At 65.9% G+C, this 19,657-nt stretch carries 16 protein-coding genes, 1 tRNA gene and 1 pseudogene; 9 read left to right on the forward strand and 9 right to left on the reverse strand.

What is annotated here, in order from left to right:
- Nucleotides 1-337, forward strand: a pseudogene (locus DFR45_RS13350) (methyl-accepting chemotaxis protein); the annotation flags it as partial.
- Between the two features lie 201 nt (nucleotides 338-538).
- On the opposite strand, the gene groL reads toward DFR45_RS13350, so the two are convergent.
- The 3 genes from groL to DFR45_RS13365 form a co-directional block, all read right to left on the reverse strand.
- Nucleotides 539-2,179, reverse strand: coding sequence for a chaperonin GroEL (gene groL / locus DFR45_RS13355; protein WP_114484247.1), 1,641 nt, complete (start codon nucleotides 2,177-2,179; stop codon nucleotides 539-541).
- A gap of 51 nt (nucleotides 2,180-2,230) precedes the next feature.
- Nucleotides 2,231-2,521, reverse strand: coding sequence for a co-chaperone GroES (groES, locus tag DFR45_RS13360; protein WP_114484248.1), 291 nt, complete (start codon nucleotides 2,519-2,521; stop codon nucleotides 2,231-2,233).
- A gap of 269 nt (nucleotides 2,522-2,790) precedes the next feature.
- On the reverse strand, nucleotides 2,791-3,462 hold the full coding sequence (locus tag DFR45_RS13365; protein ID WP_114484249.1) for a TetR/AcrR family transcriptional regulator: 672 nt from the start codon (nucleotides 3,460-3,462) through the stop codon (nucleotides 2,791-2,793).
- 194 nt (nucleotides 3,463-3,656) lie between these two features.
- On the opposite strand from DFR45_RS13365, the gene DFR45_RS13370 reads away from it, so the two are divergent.
- The 5 genes from DFR45_RS13370 to DFR45_RS13390 all read left to right on the forward strand — a co-directional run bounded on the left by DFR45_RS13370 (nucleotide 3,657) and on the right by DFR45_RS13390 (nucleotide 10,885).
- On the forward strand, nucleotides 3,657-5,027 hold the full coding sequence (locus DFR45_RS13370; RefSeq protein ID WP_114484274.1) for an NAD(P)-dependent oxidoreductase: 1,371 nt from the start codon (nucleotides 3,657-3,659) through the stop codon (nucleotides 5,025-5,027).
- 130 nt (nucleotides 5,028-5,157) lie between these two features.
- The gene (preA, locus tag DFR45_RS13375) at nucleotides 5,158-6,477 is read left to right on the forward strand and encodes an NAD-dependent dihydropyrimidine dehydrogenase subunit PreA (protein WP_114484250.1); all 1,320 of its coding nucleotides are present in this window, start codon (nucleotides 5,158-5,160) and stop codon (nucleotides 6,475-6,477) included.
- An 89-nt stretch (nucleotides 6,478-6,566) separates the two neighbouring features.
- On the forward strand, nucleotides 6,567-8,024 hold the full coding sequence (locus DFR45_RS13380; protein WP_114484251.1) for an NCS1 family nucleobase:cation symporter-1: 1,458 nt from the start codon (nucleotides 6,567-6,569) through the stop codon (nucleotides 8,022-8,024).
- 44 nt (nucleotides 8,025-8,068) lie between these two features.
- A complete protein-coding gene (gene hydA / locus DFR45_RS13385; protein ID WP_114484252.1) occupies nucleotides 8,069-9,529 on the forward strand; it encodes a dihydropyrimidinase in 1,461 nt (486 codons plus the stop codon).
- A 102-nt stretch (nucleotides 9,530-9,631) separates the two neighbouring features.
- Complete coding sequence (locus DFR45_RS13390) at nucleotides 9,632-10,885, forward strand: Zn-dependent hydrolase (RefSeq protein WP_114484253.1); 1,254 nt, start codon at nucleotides 9,632-9,634, stop codon at nucleotides 10,883-10,885.
- Between the two features lie 125 nt (nucleotides 10,886-11,010).
- On the opposite strand, the gene DFR45_RS13395 is transcribed toward DFR45_RS13390, so the two are convergent.
- From DFR45_RS13395 to DFR45_RS13405, 3 genes are all read right to left on the reverse strand, one after another.
- A complete protein-coding gene (locus DFR45_RS13395) occupies nucleotides 11,011-11,991 on the reverse strand; it encodes a tripartite tricarboxylate transporter substrate binding protein (RefSeq protein WP_114484254.1) in 981 nt (326 codons plus the stop codon).
- 52 nt (nucleotides 11,992-12,043) lie between these two features.
- Nucleotides 12,044-13,186, reverse strand: coding sequence for an acyl-CoA dehydrogenase family protein (locus DFR45_RS13400; RefSeq protein WP_114484255.1), 1,143 nt, complete (start codon nucleotides 13,184-13,186; stop codon nucleotides 12,044-12,046).
- A 73-nt stretch (nucleotides 13,187-13,259) separates the two neighbouring features.
- Entirely contained in the window at nucleotides 13,260-14,837 is a 1,578-nt protein-coding gene (locus DFR45_RS13405) for an AMP-binding protein (protein WP_421782830.1), read from the reverse strand.
- 153 nt (nucleotides 14,838-14,990) lie between these two features.
- Between DFR45_RS13405 and DFR45_RS13410 the strand changes: the two genes are divergently transcribed.
- From DFR45_RS13410 to DFR45_RS13415, 3 genes are all read left to right on the forward strand, one after another.
- A complete protein-coding gene (locus DFR45_RS13410) occupies nucleotides 14,991-16,169 on the forward strand; it encodes a thiolase family protein (RefSeq protein ID WP_114484256.1) in 1,179 nt (392 codons plus the stop codon).
- A gap of 65 nt (nucleotides 16,170-16,234) precedes the next feature.
- Nucleotides 16,235-16,357, forward strand: coding sequence for a hypothetical protein (locus DFR45_RS14775; protein WP_277752696.1), 123 nt, complete (start codon nucleotides 16,235-16,237; stop codon nucleotides 16,355-16,357).
- Nucleotides 16,354-17,136: an IclR family transcriptional regulator gene (locus DFR45_RS13415; protein WP_114484257.1), complete on the forward strand. Its 783-nt coding sequence runs from the start codon at nucleotides 16,354-16,356 to the stop codon at nucleotides 17,134-17,136. Before DFR45_RS14775 ends, DFR45_RS13415 begins: the two co-directional genes overlap by 4 nt.
- Before the next feature lie 158 nt (nucleotides 17,137-17,294).
- Here the strand turns inward: DFR45_RS13415 and DFR45_RS13420 are convergent.
- The 3 genes from DFR45_RS13420 to DFR45_RS13430 form a co-directional block, all read right to left on the reverse strand.
- Nucleotides 17,295-17,370: transfer RNA gene (locus tag DFR45_RS13420), tRNA-Lys, on the reverse strand.
- A gap of 76 nt (nucleotides 17,371-17,446) precedes the next feature.
- Nucleotides 17,447-18,376 (reverse strand): NAD(P)-dependent oxidoreductase, encoded by a 930-nt coding sequence (locus DFR45_RS13425; RefSeq protein ID WP_114484276.1) that lies wholly within the window; start codon nucleotides 18,374-18,376, stop codon nucleotides 17,447-17,449.
- Between the two features lie 31 nt (nucleotides 18,377-18,407).
- Nucleotides 18,408-19,385 (reverse strand): GMP reductase, encoded by a 978-nt coding sequence (locus tag DFR45_RS13430; RefSeq protein WP_114484258.1) that lies wholly within the window; start codon nucleotides 19,383-19,385, stop codon nucleotides 18,408-18,410.
- Nucleotides 19,386-19,657: the final 272 nt, after the last annotated feature.

Below are 19,657 nucleotides of genomic sequence, written 5' to 3' on the forward strand. Positions count from 1 at the left end.
GGCACTCGTGGAAGAAATGGCCGCTGCGGCCAGCAGCCTCAACGCCCAGGCGGGCGAGCTCGTGAACGCCGTGGCGGTGTTCAAGCTCGAGGCGGACACGTTGCAGGCAGTGGCCCAGCACGCCGCGCCAGCGCCGCGGCCTTCCGCTCCAGCGCCACAGACCAAGCGCGTGCCGTCGGCTACAAGTGCGGGCAAAGCGGTTGCACGGGCCGACGGCACGGCGCGTCTTGGTGCGCCTGCGGCGGCAGGCTCCGCAATGGCGAAGGCGCCTACGACCAAGGCAATCGATGCATCGGCGCCCCAAACGCAGAACGAAGGCGACTGGGAGTCGTTCTGAGCGTGTGCAGCTCGGCGGGCCGGGGAGTTGCCTGCGGCTTGGGCGCAGCAAGGGTGCTGTGGTGACGTTGCACCGGCGCCTTTGGCGCAAGGTGCCGTCCTGCGGAAGCGACGCATCGAAGCCCGGCTGCACACGCAGCGGGGTAGAGGGCACAAAAAAGGGCCGCTTGCGCGGCCCTTTGTGCGAAGGAACAGTGGTTTTTTACATGTCCATGCCCATGCCGCCCATGCCGCCAGGCATGCCGCCGGCTGCCGGGGCTTCTTCCTTCGGAGCCTCGGCGACCATGCACTCGGTGGTGAGCATCAGGCCGGCCACGGAAGCGGCGTTTTGCAGCGCGGTGCGCGTGACCTTGGTCGGGTCCAGGATACCCATTTCGATCATGTCGCCATAGGTATCGTTGGCGGCGTTGAAGCCGAAGTTGCCCTTGCCTTCGAGCACGCGGTTGATCACCACGGAGGGCTCGCCACCGGCGTTGGCCACGATCTCGCGCAGCGGCGCTTCAATGGCCTTGAGCACCAGCTTGATGCCGGCGTCCTGGTCGTGGTTCTCGCCCTTGATTTCGCCCAAGGCTTGGCGTGCGCGCAGCAGGGCCACGCCACCACCGGCCACGATGCCTTCTTCGACGGCTGCACGGGTGGCGTGCAGGGCGTCTTCGACGCGGGCCTTCTTCTCTTTCATTTCGACTTCGGTCGCAGCGCCGACCTTGATCACGGCCACACCACCGGCGAGCTTGGCCACGCGCTCTTGCAGTTTTTCGCGGTCGTAGTCAGAGGTGGCTTCCTCGATCTGCACGCGGATCTGCTTGACGCGTGCCTGGATGTCGGCAGCGGCACCGGCACCATCGATGATGATGGTGTTTTCCTTGCCCACTTCGACGCGCTTGGCTTGGCCGAGGTCGGCCAGCGTGGTTTTTTCGAGCACCAGACCGACTTCTTCGGCGATGACCTTGCCGCCCGTGAGGATGGCAATGTCTTCGAGCATGGCTTTACGACGATCGCCAAAGCCGGGAGCCTTCACGGCGCAGACCTTGAGGATGCCGCGGATGGTGTTGACCACCAGCGTCGCCAGGGCCTCGCCTTCGACGTCCTCGGCGATGATCAGCAGCGGGCGGCCGGCCTTGGCCACTTGCTCGAGCACGGGCAGCAGGTCACGGATGTTGCTGATCTTCTTGTCGTAGAGCAGGATGAACGGGTTTTCGAGGATCGCAGCTTGCTTGTCGGGGTTGTTGATGAAGTAGGGCGACAGATAGCCACGGTCGAACTGCATCCCTTCGACCACGTCGAGCTCGTTTTGCAGCGATTTGCCGTCTTCGACGGTGATCACGCCTTCCTTGCCGACCTTGTCCATCGCATCCGCAATGATCTGGCCGATAGAGGTGTCGCTGTTGGCCGAGATCGAGCCGACCTGAGCGATTTCCTTGGACGTGGTGGTGGGCTTGGAGGCCTTCTTGAGTTGCTCGATCAGGGCTTCGACAGCCTTGTCGATGCCGCGCTTCAGGTCCATGGGGTTCATGCCGGCAGCCACGTACTTCATGCCTTCGCGCACGATGGCCTGGGCCAGCACGGTGGCGGTGGTGGTACCGTCACCGGCGTTGTCGCTGGTCTTGGAAGCCACTTCCTTGACCATTTGCGCACCCATGTTCTGCAGCTTGTCCTTGAGCTCTATTTCCTTGGCCACGGACACACCGTCCTTGGTCACGGTGGGGGCGCCGAAGGAGCGCTCGAGCACCACGTTGCGGCCCTTGGGGCCCAGGGTCACTTTGACGGCGTTGGCGAGAATGTTCACGCCTTCGACCATGCGGTGACGTGCATCAGCACCAAAAATTACGTCTTTTGCAGCCATTTGGATTCTCCGTATTCAAAAATCAGGGGTTCGTCGAATGGGGGACGGGGCTTACTTTTCGATCACGGCGAAAAGGTCGTCTTCCTTCATGACCAGCAGTTCTTCGCCATCGACCTTCACGGTCTGGCCCGAATACTTGCCGAACAGGACGCGGTCGCCAACCTTGACGCTCATGGGGCTGAGTTCGCCCTTGTCATTCTTCTTGCCAGGGCCTACGGCCAGCACTTCACCTTGATCGGGTTTCTCGGCGGCGTTGTCGGGAATGACGATGCCAGAGGCAGTCTTGGTTTCGCTCTCGATACGCTTGACGATCACGCGATCATGCAGGGGGCGAAGTTTCATTGCATCTCTCCTGGTTTGCAAAAAATGGTGTGTGGATACATGACAAAGCGCCTGGCACAACGACAGACGCTTGGCTTTTTCTCCACGGGTGTTGGCACTCACCCGTAGCGAGTGCTAATGATACGGGCGTTTGTTCGGGTTTCAAGAGGGATGGATGAAGATTTTTGGGGGCAAGCGCTGGCGGATGCGGCCTTGGGACGGCTAAAAATCTGAGCCAAATTGGCACTTTGTGCAGGTACTTCAAGCGCTTACAGCTCTCAAATCAGGAGTCATTCGGGCAGCCCCAGCGCGCCGAACACGAGGCGGCAGATCAGCGCTTCGGCGGCGGCGTAGTCGGCTTCGGTAAGTGCTGGCCTGCCCAGCAATGGTGCGAACTGCGCCTCCTGCTCGGCGTAGGACTGCGTGAGCGCCCAGAGCGCGAACATCAGGTGCGTGAAATCGACGCGCGCGATGCGGCCTTCGTCGGCCCAGCGCTCGAAGCGCTGCACCTCGGCCTGCAGCAGCGGCGCCACGCGCTCGGTGATTGCTTGGGCATAGCGCGGCGCGCCCGCGATGATCTCCTTGGCAAAGACCTTGACGCCACTCGGGCGCGTGCGCGAGTAGCGCAGCTTGGCGCGGATGTAGTCGCGCAGCGCCTGCTGCGGGGCGTCGCTTTGCGCGAGGTCTTGCATGCCTGCGAGCCACTGGTCGAGCACCGCGTCGAGCACGCGCTGGTACAGCGCCTCCTTGCTCGGAAAGTAATAGAGCAGGTTGTGCCGGCTGATGCTGCAGGCGGCGGCGATGCTCTCCAGCGTCGCGCCCTCGAAGCCGAATTGCGCGAACTGGCGTTCGGCTTCGGTGACGATGGCTTCTTCCTTGCGCCGGCGCGCGGCGCTGGGGCGGCGCATGGTGGCGGGGCTTGCGGGGGAGTCGGCTTGCGGGAGCGAAGAAGGTGCGTGCATCGCACCATTGTGGGACAAGCAGCGCGGGCCAAGGCGGGCACGACTATTGCTGTTAGGGTTTTACCTATTGGTAAATTTTTACCATTGAGTAAATTGAGTGCGCGGCTTTTGCGTGCTTGCCGATGTGCTCGTTCGCTTTTGTTCGCGATTCCTTTGGCGATTCCTTTGCGACCCATTCCCTGGAGGCTTTTCTGATGCCAACCTCTGCCAGCCGCGCCAGCGGGCTGCACGCCGCACGGCTCGATGCGGCCGAATACGCCGTGCGTTTTTGCGACGCGCACCCACCCCTCACGCGCGCACAGGCGCTGATCGAGGCCGAGCGTTGCTACGACTGTTTCGACGCGCCCTGCACGCGCGCCTGCCCGACCGAGATCGACGTGCCGGCGTTCATCCAGCGCATCGCGCAGGACAACCTGCGCGGCGCGGCGCGCGCGATCCTGTCGGCGAATCCGCTGGGCGGCACCTGCGCGCGCGTGTGCCCGACCGAGGTGCTGTGCGAGCAGGCTTGCGTGCGCAGCGCCTTGCAGGAAAAGCCCGTGGAGATCGGCCGGCTGCAGCGCTACGCCACCGATGCGTACTTCACGGCGCAGCAGCAGCCGGACGATCCTTTGGGCGCGCCGCTGTTCGAGCGCGCCGCGCCCACGGGCCGGCGCGTGGCCGTGGTCGGCGCCGGCCCTGCGGGGCTCGCGTGCGCGCACGGGCTCGCGCTGCGCGGCCATGATGTGGTGCTGTTCGAGGCGCGGCCCAAGCCCGGCGGCCTCAATGAATACGGCCTGGCGCGCTACAAGGTCACGAGCGAATTCGTGCAGCAGGAGGTGCGTTGGCTGCTGTCGGTGGGTGGTATCGAATTGCGCTGCGGGCAGCAGCTCGGGCGCGACTTCACGCTCGATGGGCTGCTCGCTGCTTACGACGCGGTGTTCCTGGGCCTGGGGCTGGCGGGCGTGAATGCACTGGGCATTGCCGAGCCGCAGGCGCAGGGCCTGCGCAACGCGGTGGACTTCATCGCCGAGATCCGCCAGGCGCAGGACCTGGCCAGCGTGCCCGTGGGGCGGCGCGTGCTCGTGCTCGGTGGCGGCATGACGGCGGTCGATGCGGCGGTGCAGGCGCGCATGCTCGGCGCCGAGGAGGTCAGCATCGTCTATCGCCGCGGGCCCGAGAGCATGCCCGCTTCGGCCGCGGAGCAGCAGTGGGCGCAGACGCAGGGCGTGCTGCTGCGCCACTGGGCCGCGCCCCAGGAGCTGCTGTGCACCGACGGGCAGGTGCGCGGCCTGCGCTGCACGGTCACGGCGCTGCAGGACGGGCGCCTCGTAGAGACGGGCGAGACCTTCACGCTCGAAGCCGACATGGTGCTCAAGGCCATTGGCCAAAACTACGTGCCCGAGCCCGCAGGCGCGGCCATCGCGCTGCAGGGCGGGCGCATCGCCACCGACGCGCTGGGGCGCACCAGCGTGGCGCGCGTGTGGGCCGGCGGCGACTGCCGCGCGGGCGGGCGCGACCTCACCGTCGAGGCCGTGCAGCACGGCAAGCTCGCGGCGCTTGCGATGCACCAGGCGCTGTGCGGCTGAGCCCCGCACGCGCTACCGCCACCGCAACCCGCGTCAAACCACGGCACGCACGCCACCCACGCAACCACGGCAACCGCACAGACGCAAACGCAACCTGCACGCAACCCTTTTGCAGACCGGAGCAAATCCCATGGCAGACATCCGCAGCAATTTTCTGGGCATTCGCAGCCCCAACCCGTTCTGGCTGGCTTCGGCGCCGCCCACGGACAAAGAGGTCAACGTCACGCGCGCCTTCGAGGCCGGCTGGGGCGGCGTGGTCTGGAAGACCCTGGGCGAAGACCCGCCCGTGGTCAACGTCAACGGCCCGCGCTACGGCGCGCTGCATGGGCCCGACCGGCGCGTGCTCGGCTTCAACAACATCGAGCTCATCAGCGACCGGCCGCTGCGCACCAACCTCGAAGAAATCGCGCGCGTCAAGCGTGCCTGGCCCGACCGCGCGATGGTTGTCTCGCTCATGGTGCCGTGCGAGGAGGCGAGCTGGAAGCGCATCCTGCCCATGGTCGAGGACACGGGTGCGGACGGCATCGAGCTCAACTTTGGCTGCCCGCACGGCATGAGCGAGCGCGGCATGGGCGCGGCCGTGGGCCAGGTGCCGGAATACATCGAGATGGTCACGGCCTGGTGCAAGCACTACAGCCGCCTGCCGGTGATCGTCAAGCTCACCCCCAACATCACCGACGTGCGCTACCCGGCGCGTGCGGCCAAGGCGGGCGGCGCCGATGCGGTGTCGCTCATCAACACCATCAACTCCATCATCGGCGTCGATCTGGAGCACATGGCGATCACGCCCAACACCGGCGGCTGGGGCTCGCACGGCGGCTACTGCGGCCCGGCCGTGAAGCCGATCGCGCTCCACATGGTGGCCGAGATCGCGCGCGACGCGCAAACCGCGGGCCTGCCCCTCAGCGGCATCGGCGGCGTGACCACCTGGCGCGATGCGGCCGAGTTCATTGCGCTGGGCTGCGGCACGGTGCAGGTCTGCACGGCCGCAATGGTGTATGGCTTCAAGATCGTGCAAGACCTGTGCGACGGCCTGGCCAACTTCATGGACGCGCAGGGCTGGCGCACGCTCGACGACTTGCGCGGCCGCGCGCTGCCGAGCGTGAAGGACTGGAACCAGCTCGACCTCAACCACATCGACAAGGCCCAAATCGACCCCGCGCTGTGCATAGGCTGCGGGCGCTGCCACATCGCCTGCGAAGACACCTCGCACCAGGCCATCCGCGTGCAGGAAGCAAGCCCCGAGAGCGGCGGCGTGCGCCGCTTCGTCGTCGACGAGGCCGACTGCGTGGGCTGCAACCTGTGCGTGACCGTCTGCCCTGTGCCCGACTGCATCACGCTGCGCACGCTCGCACCGGGCGAGGTCGATGCGCGCACGGGCCAGGTGGTGAGCGGCCGCTACGCGAACTGGACCACGCATCCGAACAATCCCCAGCGCGTGGCGGCGTGAAGGCTTATGGTGTGGATATTGCGTGCCCAAGCATGCCTTTTGCGGCCATTCGCATCCTTTTTTCACTTTTCCATGACAGGAGTGCTCCCATGAACGATAGCAGCAGCGGCGCCATCCCCCTGGCGGGGCAAGAGCGCGGCGTATCCGGCGATGCGCTTACCAACGAAGATTTGCTCCCCACCACGGCCGCGCAGCGCCATTGGGACTGGAAGGACTACGCTGCGCTATGGGTGGGCATGGTGGTGTGCGTGCCCACGTACACCATGGCCAGCTCCATGCTGGACCAGGGCTTTACCTGGCAGATGGCGGTGTGGCTGGTGTTTCTTGCGAATTGCATCGTGCTCGTGCCCATGGTGCTGCTGGGGCGCGTGGGGCCGCGTTACGGCGTGCCGTTTCCCGTGCTCGCGCGCGTTTCCTTCGGCGTAAAGGGGGCCAATCTTCCCGCCGTGCTGCGCGGTCTCGTGGCCTGCGGCTGGTTCGCCATCAACTGCTACTTTGGTGCGCTGGCGCTGCACGGATTTTTGAACGTGCTAGGCATGAACCTCGCCGGCCCGGCGCCGGGGCAGACCATCAGCAGCTCGCAGTTCCTGTGCTTTCTGGCCTTCTGGGCGGTGCACATCTGGTTCATCTGGCGCGGGCCGGAGTCCATACGCAGGCTCGAAGTGGTCGCCGCTCCGCTGATGATCGTGGCTTCCGTCGTGCTCGTCGCGGTGCTGCTGGCGCGCGTGCCGGCGGCGCAGCTGTTCAACCTGCCCGCCAAAGTGGTGGAGGGCGGCCCCCGCACCTGGGGCGCGCTGACCGGGCTCGTGGGCTTTTGGGCCACGCTGGCGCTCAACATCCCGGACTTCACGCGCTTTGCCAAGTCGCAAAAAGACCAGGTGCTGGGTCAGGCCATAGGCTTGCCCATTCCCATGGCCTTGTTCTCCATGGTGGGCGTGATCGGGTTTTCGGCCTCGGCCATCCTCTACGGCAAGGCCGAACTGTTCCCCGACGGCCTGCTCACCAAAATGGGACCCATCGCAGCGGGCTTGGGGCTACTGGTGATTCTGCTGGCCAATCTGACCACCAACGTGGCCGCGAACCTGGTCTCGCCGTCCTACGACTTCAGCCAGATTGCGCCCGACAAGATCAGTTTCCGCACGGGCGGCATCATCGCCGCGCTGCTCGGCCTGCTGTTCATGCCCTGGAAGCTGCTGGCAAGCTCGGGGAACTACCTTTTCACCTGGCTCGGTGGCTATGGCACCCTGCTGGGCGCGATTGCGGGCATTCTGCTGGCCGATTACTACCTCGTGCGCCGGGGACAGCTGCAAGTCGAAGACCTGTACCGCCGCGGCGGCGCCTACGAGTACCGCAATGGTTGGAACCCGCAGGCGCTCGTGGCCTTCGTGCTCGGTGTGCTGCCCTGCCTGCCAGGCTACCTCGCGGTGTCGGGCGTGATCGACAAGGCCGGCATACCGGCGATCTGGCTCACGCTGTTCGATGCCGGCTGGTTTTTCAGCCTGGCCGTCGCGGGGGCGTACTACTACCTGACGGCGAAGAAATCATGAGCCGTGGCAGCTTGCCCGACCGATGAAGTAACGGAGACATACCCATGACCCAAGCCCTTCTGATCCGCGGCGGCACCGTCGTCAACGCCGACCGCGCCGAGCGCGCCGACGTGCTGTGCGTCGCGGGCCGCATCGCCGCTGTGGGTGCGGACGCGGCGGCGCAGGCGCCCGCGGGCGCCGCCGTGCTCGACGCGAGCGGCCAGTACCTGCTGCCCGGCGGCATAGACCCGCACACGCACATGCAGCTGCCCTTCATGGGCGCGACGACCATGGACGACTTCTTCACGGGCACCGCCGCGGGCCTGGCCGGGGGCACGACGAGCATCATCGACTTCGTCATCCCCGACCCGCAAGAGCCCCTGCTCGACGCCTACCGCAAGTGGCGCGGCTGGGCCGCCAAGGCCGCGGCGGACTACGGCTTTCACGTCGCCGTCACGTGGTGGAGCGAGCAAGTGTGCGCCGACATGGGCACGCTGGTGCAGCAAGAGGGCGTGAACAGCTTCAAGCACTTCATGGCCTACAAAAACGCCATCATGTGCGACGACGAAACGCTGGTGCACAGCTTTCAGCGCGCGCTCGAGCTCGGCGCCATGCCCACCGTGCACGCCGAAAACGGCGAGCTCGTCTTCCTGCTGCAGCAGCAACTGTTGCAGCGCGGCATCACGGGCCCCGAGGGGCACCCGCTGTCGCGCCCGCCCGCCGTCGAGGCCGAGGCCGCGCAGCGCGCCATCGCGATCGCTGACGTGCTCGGCGTGCCGATCTACGTGGTGCACGTGAGCTGCGCCGAAAGCGCCGAAGCCATCGCCCGCGCGCGCGCCCGCGGCCAGCGCGTGTACGGCGAAGTGCTCGCGGGCCACCTGCTGATCGACGACAGCGTCTATCGCCACCCCGACTTCGCCACCGCCGCGGCGCACGTCATGAGCCCGCCGTTTCGCCCGCGCGGCCACCAGGAGGCGCTGTGGCGCGGCCTGCAGTCGGGCCAGCTGCACACCACCGCGACCGACCACTGCACTTTTTGCGCAGCGCAAAAGGCGCAGGGTCGGGAGGATTTCACGCGCATCCCCAACGGCACGGGCGGCATCGAAGAGCGCATGGCCGTGATCTGGGACGCGGGCGTGAACACCGGCCGCCTCACGCCCAGCGAATTCGTCGCCATCACCTCGGCCAACGCCGCGCGCCTGTTCAACATCTACCCGCGCAAAGGCTGCATCGCCGTGGGCGCGGACGCCGACCTCGTGCTCTGGGACCCTGAGGGCCACAAAACCCTCTCGGCGCGCACACAGTTTTCCAAGGGCGACTTCAACATCTTCGAAGGCCGCAGCGTGCGCGGCATCCCCAGCCACACCATCAGCCAGGGCGAGATCGTCTATGCGCAGGGCGACTTGCGCGTCGAACCCGGCCGCGGGCGCTACGTGTCACGCCCCGCCTTCAGCCCCGACTTCCAGGCCCTGCAGCGCCGCGCAGAGCAACTGGCGCCTACGCCCGTGCAGCGCCAGAAAGTATGAAATCAATAGCAAAAAGTTGGGTATGAAATAACCTTCTGGCGCTTGATGAATGAGCGCTGGAAGCTATGTTTTTTGATTCAAATTCTGTCAAGGAGCAAAGCCATGGATACCGCAGTCCAACCCCGCATCGCCCACCTGCGCGTGAACGGCGAACGCCTGTGGGCCTCGCTCATGGAGCTCGCGCAGATCGGCGCCACGCCCAAGGGCGGCGTGTGCCGCCTCGCGCTCACCGAGCTCGACAAACAAGCGCGCGACCGCGTCATCGGCTGGGCGCGCGACGCCGGCCTGCAAGTGACCATAGACCAGATCGGCAACATCTTCATGCGCCGCGCGGGGCGCAACCCGGCGCTGCCGCCCATCATGACGGGCAGCCACATCGACACCCAGCCCACGGGCGGCAAGTTCGACGGCAACTACGGCGTGCTTGCGGGCCTGGAGGTGGTGCGCACGCTCAACGACCACGGCATAGAAACCGAGGCGCCGATCGAAGTCGCCGTCTGGACCAACGAAGAGGGCTCGCGCTTCGTGCCCGTGATGATGGGCTCGGGCGTGTTTGCCGGCGCCTTCACGCTCGAGCACGCCTACGCCGCCACCGACACTGAGGGCAAAAGCGTGCGCGCCGAGCTCGAACGCATAGGCTACATCGGCCCGCAGCGCCCCGGCGATCACCCCGTGGGCGCCTACTTCGAGGCGCACATCGAGCAAGGCCCGGTGCTCGAAGACCACGACAAGACCATAGGCGTGGTCACAGGCGTGCTCGGCATCCGCTGGTACGACTGCACCGTCACCGGCATGGAGGCGCACGCCGGCCCCACGCCCATGGCGCTGCGCCGCGACGCGCTGCAAGTGGCCACGCGCCTGATGCAGGAAGTGGTGGCCTGCGCGCAGCGCCACCCGCCGCACGGCCGCGGCACCGTGGGCATGGTGCAGGTACACCCCAACAGCCGCAACGTCATCCCTGGCCAGGTCAAGTTCAGCATAGACCTGCGCAACGCGAGCGACGCCGAGTGCGAGCGCATGGACGCCGACATCCGCGCCGCCGCCGCACGCCTCGCGGCCGAAACGGGCCTGGGCATAGACATTGCCCTGGTGTCGAGCTACCCCGCACAACCCTTCCACCCCGAATGCACCGCCGCCGTCGCGCGCGCCGCGCAGCAACTGGGCTACTCGCACATGCCCGCAGTCTCCGGCGCCGGCCACGACGCCGTGTACCTCGCCCGCCTCGCACCCACGGGCATGGTCTTCATCCCCTGCAAAGACGGCATCAGCCACAACGAAATCGAATCCGCCACACCCGAGCACACCACCGCGGGATGCAATGTGCTGCTGCATGCGATGCTGGAGCGGGCGGGGTGAGGGGAGGCAGGCCCGAAAGCGCTGCAGGCCTTCGACAAATTCAGCCCGAAAGGAGCTCGAATCGCGGTGGAGCCCAACGGCAGGGCGCCCATCGCGCTCCTTTTACAGGTGGTTTTGGGGTGACTTCAGTCGAGCGAAATCTTCGCCGCCTCGACCACATTTTTCCAGTGGACGGCGTCCTTTTCGATCTGCGCTTTGAATTCCGCGGGTAGCGAGCCCACGGGGATCAGCCCCATTTCCGTGAGGCGCTTGTGAATCTCTGGCGACTTGACGATGGAGGCAATCTCGGCGCCGAGCTTGTCCACGATGGGCTTGGGCGTACTCGCAGGCAGGAACGTGCCGAACCAGCCGTTGGCCTCGAGCCCAGGGTAGCCTGCTTCGGTCATGGTGGGCACCTGCGGCAGCGCGGGGTGGCGCTGCGCGCCGGTAATGGCAAGGACGTTGATCTTGTCGGACTTGAGGTGCGGGTAGGCGGCCGTCGCATCGACGAAGGCCATGGTGATCTGCCCGCCCAGCAAGGCCGCCATCTCGGGGCCCGAGCCCTGGAAGGGGATATGCGTGATGTCTATGCCGGCTTTTTGCTTGAAACGCTCACCATTGAGGTGCGAGGAAGTCGCGTTGCCGTAGCTGCCGTAATTGAATTTACCGGGTTCGGCGCGGGCCTTTTCAACGAATTGCTGTAGCGTGGGGATGCCCAAACTGCGCGGCACGATGACCAGATCGGCCGACTTGGCGATTTGCGAGACGGGCGCGAGGTCGCTGAGCTTGTAGGGCACTTTTTTGTAGAGCGCAGGGATTTGCACCACGGTGGTGATGCCCATGAGCACGGTGTAGCCGTCGCCCGGTGCTTTGGCGACGGCGTCGTTGCCGAGGATGCCGCTCGCGCCGGGCTTGTTTTCTACGACCACGGACTGGCCCCAGCGCTGGCTTAGTTGCGTACCGATGAGGCGCGCGATGGTGTCGGTGCCGCCGCCTGCGGGGTAAGGCACGATGAAGCGAATGGCTTTGCTCGGATAGCTCTCCTCGGCGCGCACGCTGCCGATGCCACATGCGGCGGCCAGGGCTATCAGCGGCAAGAGCAGGGTTGTGCGGCGAAGCATGGTCATGGTTTGATTCCTCGGGGCTTTCGGTTGAGGGCGATGAAGGGGGCGAGGGGGCTTACAGCGTGCGCGCGATGATTTCTTTCATGATTTCGTCGCTGCCGCCGTAGATGCGGCCCACGCGGGCGTCGGTCCAGGCGCGTCCCACCTGGTATTCGGTCATGTAGCCGTAGCCGCCGTGCAGTTGCAGAAAGTCGTCGAGCAGGCGGTTTTGCAGGGTCGTGGCGTTGAGCTTGACCATGGCGGCGCGCTCGGGGCTGAGTTCGCGCTTCATGTGCAGCGCCATGCAGTCGTCCACGAACACGCGCAGCATGGTGATCTGGGCCTTGGCCTCGGCGAGCTTGAAGCGCGTGTTCTGGAACTCGAACACGGTCTGGCCGAAGGCGCGGCGCTCGCGCGTGTAAGCGATGGTTTTCTGCAAAAAGGCTTCGACGGACATGGCGGCGCGCACGGCGACGACGAGGCGCTCTTGGGCCAGCTCGTGCATCAGGTATTTGAAGCCCATGTTTTCCTCGCCGAGCAGGTGGTCTGCCGGCACCTTGACGTTGTCGAAAAACAGCTCGGCGGTGTCCTGCGCCAAAAGGCCGATTTTTTCGAGCTTGCGGCCTTTGCTGAAGCCCGGCATTCCTTCTTCGACGACGAGCAGCGAAACGCCTTTGGCGCCGAGCTCGGGTGCGGTTTTGGCGACCACGATGACGACTTCGGAATTCATGCCGTTGGTGATGAAGGTCTTGCTGCCGTTGAGGATGTAGTGGTCACCTTCGCGCCGCGCCGTGGTGCGCACGGACTTGAGGTCGCTGCCCGCGCCGGGCTCGGTCATCGCGATGGCGCCGATCAGCTCGCCCGCGGCCATGCGCGGCAGCCAGCGGTCTTTCTGCGCTTTCGTGCCGTAGGCGTAGATGTAGGGCGCGACGATGTCCGAGTGCAGCGGAAAGCCCAGGCCGCTCGCGCCGGTGCGCGCGATCTCCTCGATCAGCACCGCTGCGTGCCCAAAGTCGCCGCCGCCGCCGTAGGGCTCGGGCAGCATGGTGTTGAGCAGCCCTTCGCGCCCGGCCTTGCGCCACACGGCTTTGGGCACGATCCCCTGGCGCTCCCATTCGGCATGGAAGGGCACGACCTCGCGCTCGAAAAAGCGCCGCACCTGGGCGCGGAATTGTTCGTGGTCTTCGCGGAAGATGCTGCGCGGGATCAGGTCTGACATGGGTGGGTGTCCGTTCGGTTTTGAATGAAATTGGCCTCTAGCGCTTGTGTATGCATCGCTGGCAGCTATTGATTCAGGAGTTTTTCAGGGCGTGGCCGGCGTGCGGCTCGGTGCGGTAGTGTTCCTTGAGCTTGCGGCGCAAGAGCTTGCCGGTCTCCAGGCGCGGCAGCGCGTCGGCAAACACCATGCGCTGCGGCAGTTTGATGCGCGCGAGCACCTCGGCTGCGCGCGCAGCGATGGCATGCGCCGTCGCCAGCGACGGCTCGACGCCCGCGCGCAGCACCACCACGGCCAGGGGGACTTCGCCCAGATCGGCATGCGGCACGCCGACGACCGCCGCGTCTTGCACGCCGGGGTGGCGCAGGAGGGCGTTTTCGATTTCCTGCGGATACAGGTTGACGCCGCCCGAGAGGATCAGGTCGGCGCGCCGGTCGCTCAAAAACAAGTAGCCCTCGGCGTCCACGTAGCCGATGTCGCCATAGGTGGCCCAGCCGTGCGCGTTGATCGCGGCGCGGGTTTTTTCAGGGTCGTTGAGGTAGGAAAACTCGCCCCCGCCCGAGAAATAAACATGGCCGAGCGCGCCGGCGGGCAGCTCATGGCCGGCGTCGTCGAGGATATGCAGCTGGCCCGTCGTGGGCCGGCCCACGGAGCCGGGGCGCTGGCGCCATTCTGCGGAGCTGATCATGGTCGTGCCGCAGCCTTCGGAGCCTGCATAGTATTCGAGCAGGATGTCGCCCCACCAGTCGATCATGGCCTGTTTGACGGCTATGGGGCAGGGCGCCGCGGCGTGGATGGCCATGCGGTGGCTGGAGAGGTCATGGCGCTTGCGCACGTCCTCGGGCAGCCGCAGCAGGCGGCCGAACATGGTGGGCACCCATTGGCTGTGCGTGATGCGGTAGCGCTCGATCAGTGCGAGCGCGGCTTCGGGGTCGAAACGCTCCATGATCACGGCCTGGCCGCCGAGCTCCAGCACGCGCAGCGTGTAGCGCAGCGGTGCCGCGTGGTACAGCGGTGCGGGTGAGAGGTAGACGGTGCGCTCGTCCATCCCGAGCAGACACCCGAGGTTTTGCGCTTCAGGGTGGGGCTGACCGCGCAGATGGCTGGGCAGCAGTGGTTTGAGCACGCCCTTGGGCCGCCCGGTGGTGCCCGAGGAATAGAGCAGATCGCGGCCCAGTGGCCGGTCGCTGAAGTCGGGCGGCGGGCCTGGCAGGTCTCGCAAAGCCGCATGCAGCGACGGCACTTGCGCCGTGGCCTCGTCCACCGTCCAACACGGCAAAGGCTGTGTGGCCTGCTGTTCGCTGAGCAGCGGCAGGGTTTTGCGCGACGCGATGACGAGCCGCGCATCGCAGTCTTGCACGATGTAGGCGATTTCGGCCGGCGTGAGGTGGGTGCTCAGCACCGCGGCGTAGAGGCCCGCATGCTGCGCCGCCAAGACCAGGGCGAGGATCTCGAAGCGGTTTTCCAGCACCACGGCAAAGCGCTCGCCGGTTTGCAAGCCTTGTGCAACCAGCCAGTGGGCCATGCGCAGCGTGCTTTGCGCGAGCTCTCCGGCGCTCAGGCGCGCACAGCTTTCGGCCAGCACGAGCGCGGTGCGGTCGGGGGTTGCGGCGGCACGTGCGAAAAAGTCGCCCTGCATCGCTTGGGTGTTCATCGATTTCGATCCCCGCGTTCCAAAAGTATTCGAATCAGTGCAAGTATTGGGGAACATCCGCGCTTTGGCACCGGGGTAAACACCGAAGTTTTGGCCATTCATTCAGAACTACCATCCTTTTTTCGAATTACCAGTCTCAAAAAAGGTGTCTCGATGAAAACTCCGGTCATCGTCGATGCGATTCGCAGCCCCATGGGGCGGGCCAAGCCCGATGGGGCGCTCGCGCAGGTACATCCGGTGGACTTGCTGGCGCAAGTGTTGGAGCAATTGGTGCTGCGCAACCAGCTCGATCCGGGTGCCGTGGACGACGTGATCTGCGGTTGTGTGAGTCAGGCGGGCGAGCAAGCAGGCACGCCGGGGCGCATGGCCTGGCTCGCAGCGGGGTTGCCCGCGCACGTGCCTTCGACCACCATAGACCGCAAGTGCGGCTCCAGCCAGCAGGCGGTGCACTTTGCGGCGCAAGCCATCATGGCGGGCGCGCAGGACATCGTGATCGCCTGCGGCATCGAGTCGATGAGCCGCGTGCCCATGGGCAGTGCGCGCATGGGCCAGAACACCACGGGCGCGCGTTTCGACGCGCGTTATGCGCCGGGCCTCGTCGGCCAGGGCGTGGCGGCAGACCTCGTCGCGGCCAAGTGGGATTTGGGTCGCACCGAGCTCGACGCCTACGCCGCGCGCTCGCACCAGCGTGCGCACGCGGCGCAAACCAGCGGCGCCTTTGCGCGCGAGATCGTCGGCATCGATACGCCCGCGGGCCGCGTGACGGCCGACGAAACCATACGCCCCAGCACCACGGTGGAAAAGCTCGCGACGCTCAAGCCCGTGTTCGAGAGCGCGGAGCTGTCCGCGCGCTTTCCGCAGATCCGCTGGCACACCACGGCCGGCAACGCCTCGCAGACGACCGACGGCGCCGCGGCCATGCTCATCATGAGCGAGCAGCGCGCACAGCAGCTCGGTTTGCGTGCGCGTGCGCGCTTCGTGGCCTTCGACGTGGTGGGGGACGATCCGCTGTACATGCTCACGGCGCCGATCCCGGCAACGCAGCGTGTGCTCGCCAAGGCACGCATGAGGCTCGAAGACATCGCGCACTACGAGATCAACGAGGCTTTTGCCTCGGTGCCCCTGGCCTGGCAAAAAGAGCTGCGCGCCGACGGCGAACGCCTGAACCCGCGCGGTGGCGCCATCGCCCTGGGCCACCCGCTCGGCGCCTCGGGCGTGCGCCTCATGACGACCCTGCTGCATGCGCTCGAAGACAGCGGTGAGCGCTACGGTCTGCAGTCGATGTGCGAGGCCGGCGGTATGGCCAATGCGACCATCATCGAGCGTCTGTGATGTCCGGTTCTTTTCGCGCTTGATATACAAGGGCTGGAGGCCTAAAAGACCTCAAAGATAGCGATATGAAACTGCAACCAGGAATGATGCTGCCCGTCACCCGCAGGGCCTACGGTTTTGGCGCAGCCACGGCGCTGCAGCGCGTGCACGCGGTAGTCGCGGACTTGATTTGGGAAGGCGTGACGTGAACGCGGACGCAGACGGTAAGCTGGTGAATGCTGTGGCGCGGGGAGTTTCCATCCTGCGTTGTTTTTCGAGCAAATGCCAGGAACTCAGCTCCAAAGAGTTGATGGATCTGACCGGCTTGCCCAAGCCCACGCTGTTTCGGCTCACGGACACGCTGTGCGAGCTGGGCTTGCTGCGTTATTCGGAGCGCTTGTCCAAGTATGTGCCAGGCGTGGGACTGTTGGGTATGTCCTCCCCGGTGCTGACGCGGCTGGCGTTGCGGCATTTTGCGCGGCCCCAGATGCAGGCCCTGGCCGATCTGACCGAAGGCCAGGTGCAGCTGGCCGTAGGCTTTCGGCGCGAGCTGTGTCTGGTGGAACAGGCCAACAGCCTGGGTAACCCCATCTTCCAGCCCGAGGTGGGCGTGCGCACTTCATTGTCGCGTTCGGCAACGGGGCGCGCCTATTTGCTGGGCTTGCCTGACGACGAGCGACAGGCGTATTTGCAAGAGCTGCGCCGCACGGAGCCGCAGCGCGCCGACTGGCTAGCGCAGCGGCTCGACGATGCCCGCAAGGATTTGGCCCGATACGGTTTTTGCCGCAGCCACGGCGACTTGCACCGCGAGCTCGAATCGATCGCCGTTCCGATGGCCAAACCGCAGGATGGAGAGCACTGGGTGTTCGCGCTCACGCTGCCCGTTTACAGCCCTTGGTGCGCCAAGTTCGAAACCGAAGTCGGCCCGCGCCTTTGCACACTGGTGCGCTCGGTCGAGGGCGTGGCTGGCACATCCGCTGGAGTGTGACCGGCGCACCGTGCCGGGCCAGCGTGCGCCTGGCGCAAGAGGCAACGACGCGGCTTGCTTGCACGATCCAGCACCACTTTGGGCACTGTTTGCGCCGCAAAAAACAAAGGCCTCCGTTGGGAGGCCTCTGTAAATCAAGCATTTAGCATGCATAAATCTGGTGGGTTCTGAGAGATTCGAACTCTCGACCTACGGATTAAGAGTCCGCTGCTCTACCAACTGAGCTAAGAACCCGAATGCTGGTCTGCGCTAGTGCAGAGCCCTCAATTATGCATGAGATTTTTGCAGTTTTGGGCAGGCGAAGCGGAATTCAGGACATCGCATTGCGCTTTGCCAACTCGACGAACAGGCCGCTGTGGTCGAGCTCTGCGAGGCCGTGCGCGACGGCTTGCGCGTACAGGGTTTCGAGCAGGGCCGTGATGGGGCCGTCGAAGCCGATGTCTTGCGCCGTGTCGAGCGCATTGCGCAGGTCCTTGAGCTGCACCGCCATGCGTGCGCGCGGCGCGAAGTCGCGCTCCACCATGCGCTGGCCGTGCAATTGCAGGATGCGGCTATCGGCGAAGCCGCCGGTCATGGCTTCGCGCACCTTGGCCATGTCGGCGCCGCCCTTGGCGGCAAACAGCAATGCTTCGGCGACGGCGCCTATGCCGATGCCCACGATCATCTGGTTTGCGAGCTTGGCCAGTTGGCCGCTGCCGTGCGCGCCTACGTGCGTGGCGCGGCCCAGCGGCGCCCACACGGGTTGCGCGCGCGCAAAGTCTTGCGCCGCGCCGCCGACCATGATCGCGAGCGTGCCGTTTTCGGCGCCCACGGTGCCGCCGGAGACCGGCGCGTCGAGGTGCGCCACGCCCAGCGCGGCGAGCCGCTGGGCGTGCTCGCGTGCCTCGCGTGGCTGGATCGAGGCCATGTCGATGAACAGGGCGCCGGGGCGCAGCGCCGCGGCGGCGCCGCGCGCAAACAGCACTTCGCCGACCACCGGGCCGTTTTCGAGCATGCTGACCGCGATGTCGGCGCCCTGCACGGCGTCGGCGGGGCTGTCGTGCACCTGCACGCCCAGGTCCTGCAGCGGTTCGGCCTTGGCGCGGGTGCGGTTCCAGGCGTGCACGCGGTGCCCTGCGGCGTGCAGGCGGCGCGCGATCGGCAGGCCCATGCGGCCCGTGCCGAGCACGGCGATGCGCAGCGCGGCGCTGGTCGGCGAAGTGGGCTCTAAAGAAGCGGGAGCAGGCGTAGAGCTGGGCATCGGGTGGTCGTGCATGTGAAGTGGCAAGGGCTCACATCAGCAGATGCTCGCCCGCGTTGTCACCGCCGAGGATCACGTAGTTCACCTTGCGGATGTCGAGCAGTTTGGTGCCGCCCGCGTAGCTGATGGAGCTTTGCAGGTCTTGCTCCATTTCGATGAGCGTGTCGGCGATCCTGCCCTTGATGGGCTCGAGGATGCGCTTGCCCTCGACGTGCCGGTATTCGCCCTTGTTGAAGTCGCTTGCGGAGCCGTAATACTCCTTGTAGAGCTTGCCATCGACCTCCACGGTCTGGCCCGGCGATTCTTCATGGCCCGCGAGCAGCGATCCGACCATGACCATGGTGGCACCAAAGCGGATGCTCTTGGCGATGTCGCCGTGCTCGCGGATGCCGCCGTCGGCGATGATGGGCCGCGTGGCCACGCGCGCGCACCACTTGAGCGCGCTGAGCTGCCAGCCGCCCGTGCCAAAGCCCGTCTTGAGCTTGGTGATGCACACCTTGCCAGGCCCGATGCCGACCTTGGTCGCGTCCGCGCCCCAGTTTTCGAGGTCTATGACGGCCTCGGGCGTGCCCACGTTGCCCGCGATCACGAACGCGCCGGGCAGCTTGCGCTTGAGGTGGGCGATCATCTTCTTCACGCTGTCGGCGTGGCCGTGGGCGATGTCTATGGTGACGTATTCGGGCGTGATGCCTTCGGCTGCGAGCCGATCGACCGCTTCGTAGTCGGCCTTTTTCACGCCCAGCGAGATCGAGGCGTAGCAGCCGCGCGCGTGCATGGCGCGGGCGAAATCGACGCTGTCGAGGTCGAAGCGGTGCATCACGTAAAAGTAACCATTTTGCGCGAGCCAGGTGCACAGCGGCTCGTCGACCACGGTCTTCATGTTTGCGGGCACCACGGGCAGGCGAAAGCTGCGCCCGCCGAGCTCCACGCGCGTGTCGCACTCGGCGCGGCTTTGCACGCGGCACTTGCGCGGCAGCAGCAGGATGTTGTCGTAGTCGAAAATTTCCATGGGATTCCAGGCTCCAAGTTGAACCCAGATTGTCCATTAGGCGGTGCTGCGCACCTACGCGGGCGTTGGCGGACGTCTGCCGGTCATTTTGGCCGCGGCTTCGGCGTCCATGGCACCGGCCATGGACTTCTCACCCGCGATCAAACTGCCACGCCAGCCGCCTCGCCACCATCCCGCGTCCTAATGAACAATCTGGGTTGAACGTCAGGGCAGCAGAGGGCGCTTGGCTTGGGGCTCGGTCTCGTGGGCGCTGGGCGTGCAGGCACAAAAAA

The sequence above is a fragment of the Extensimonas vulgaris genome (genome assembly GCF_003337425.1).
GTDB lineage: Bacteria > Pseudomonadota > Gammaproteobacteria > Burkholderiales > Burkholderiaceae_C > Extensimonas > Extensimonas vulgaris.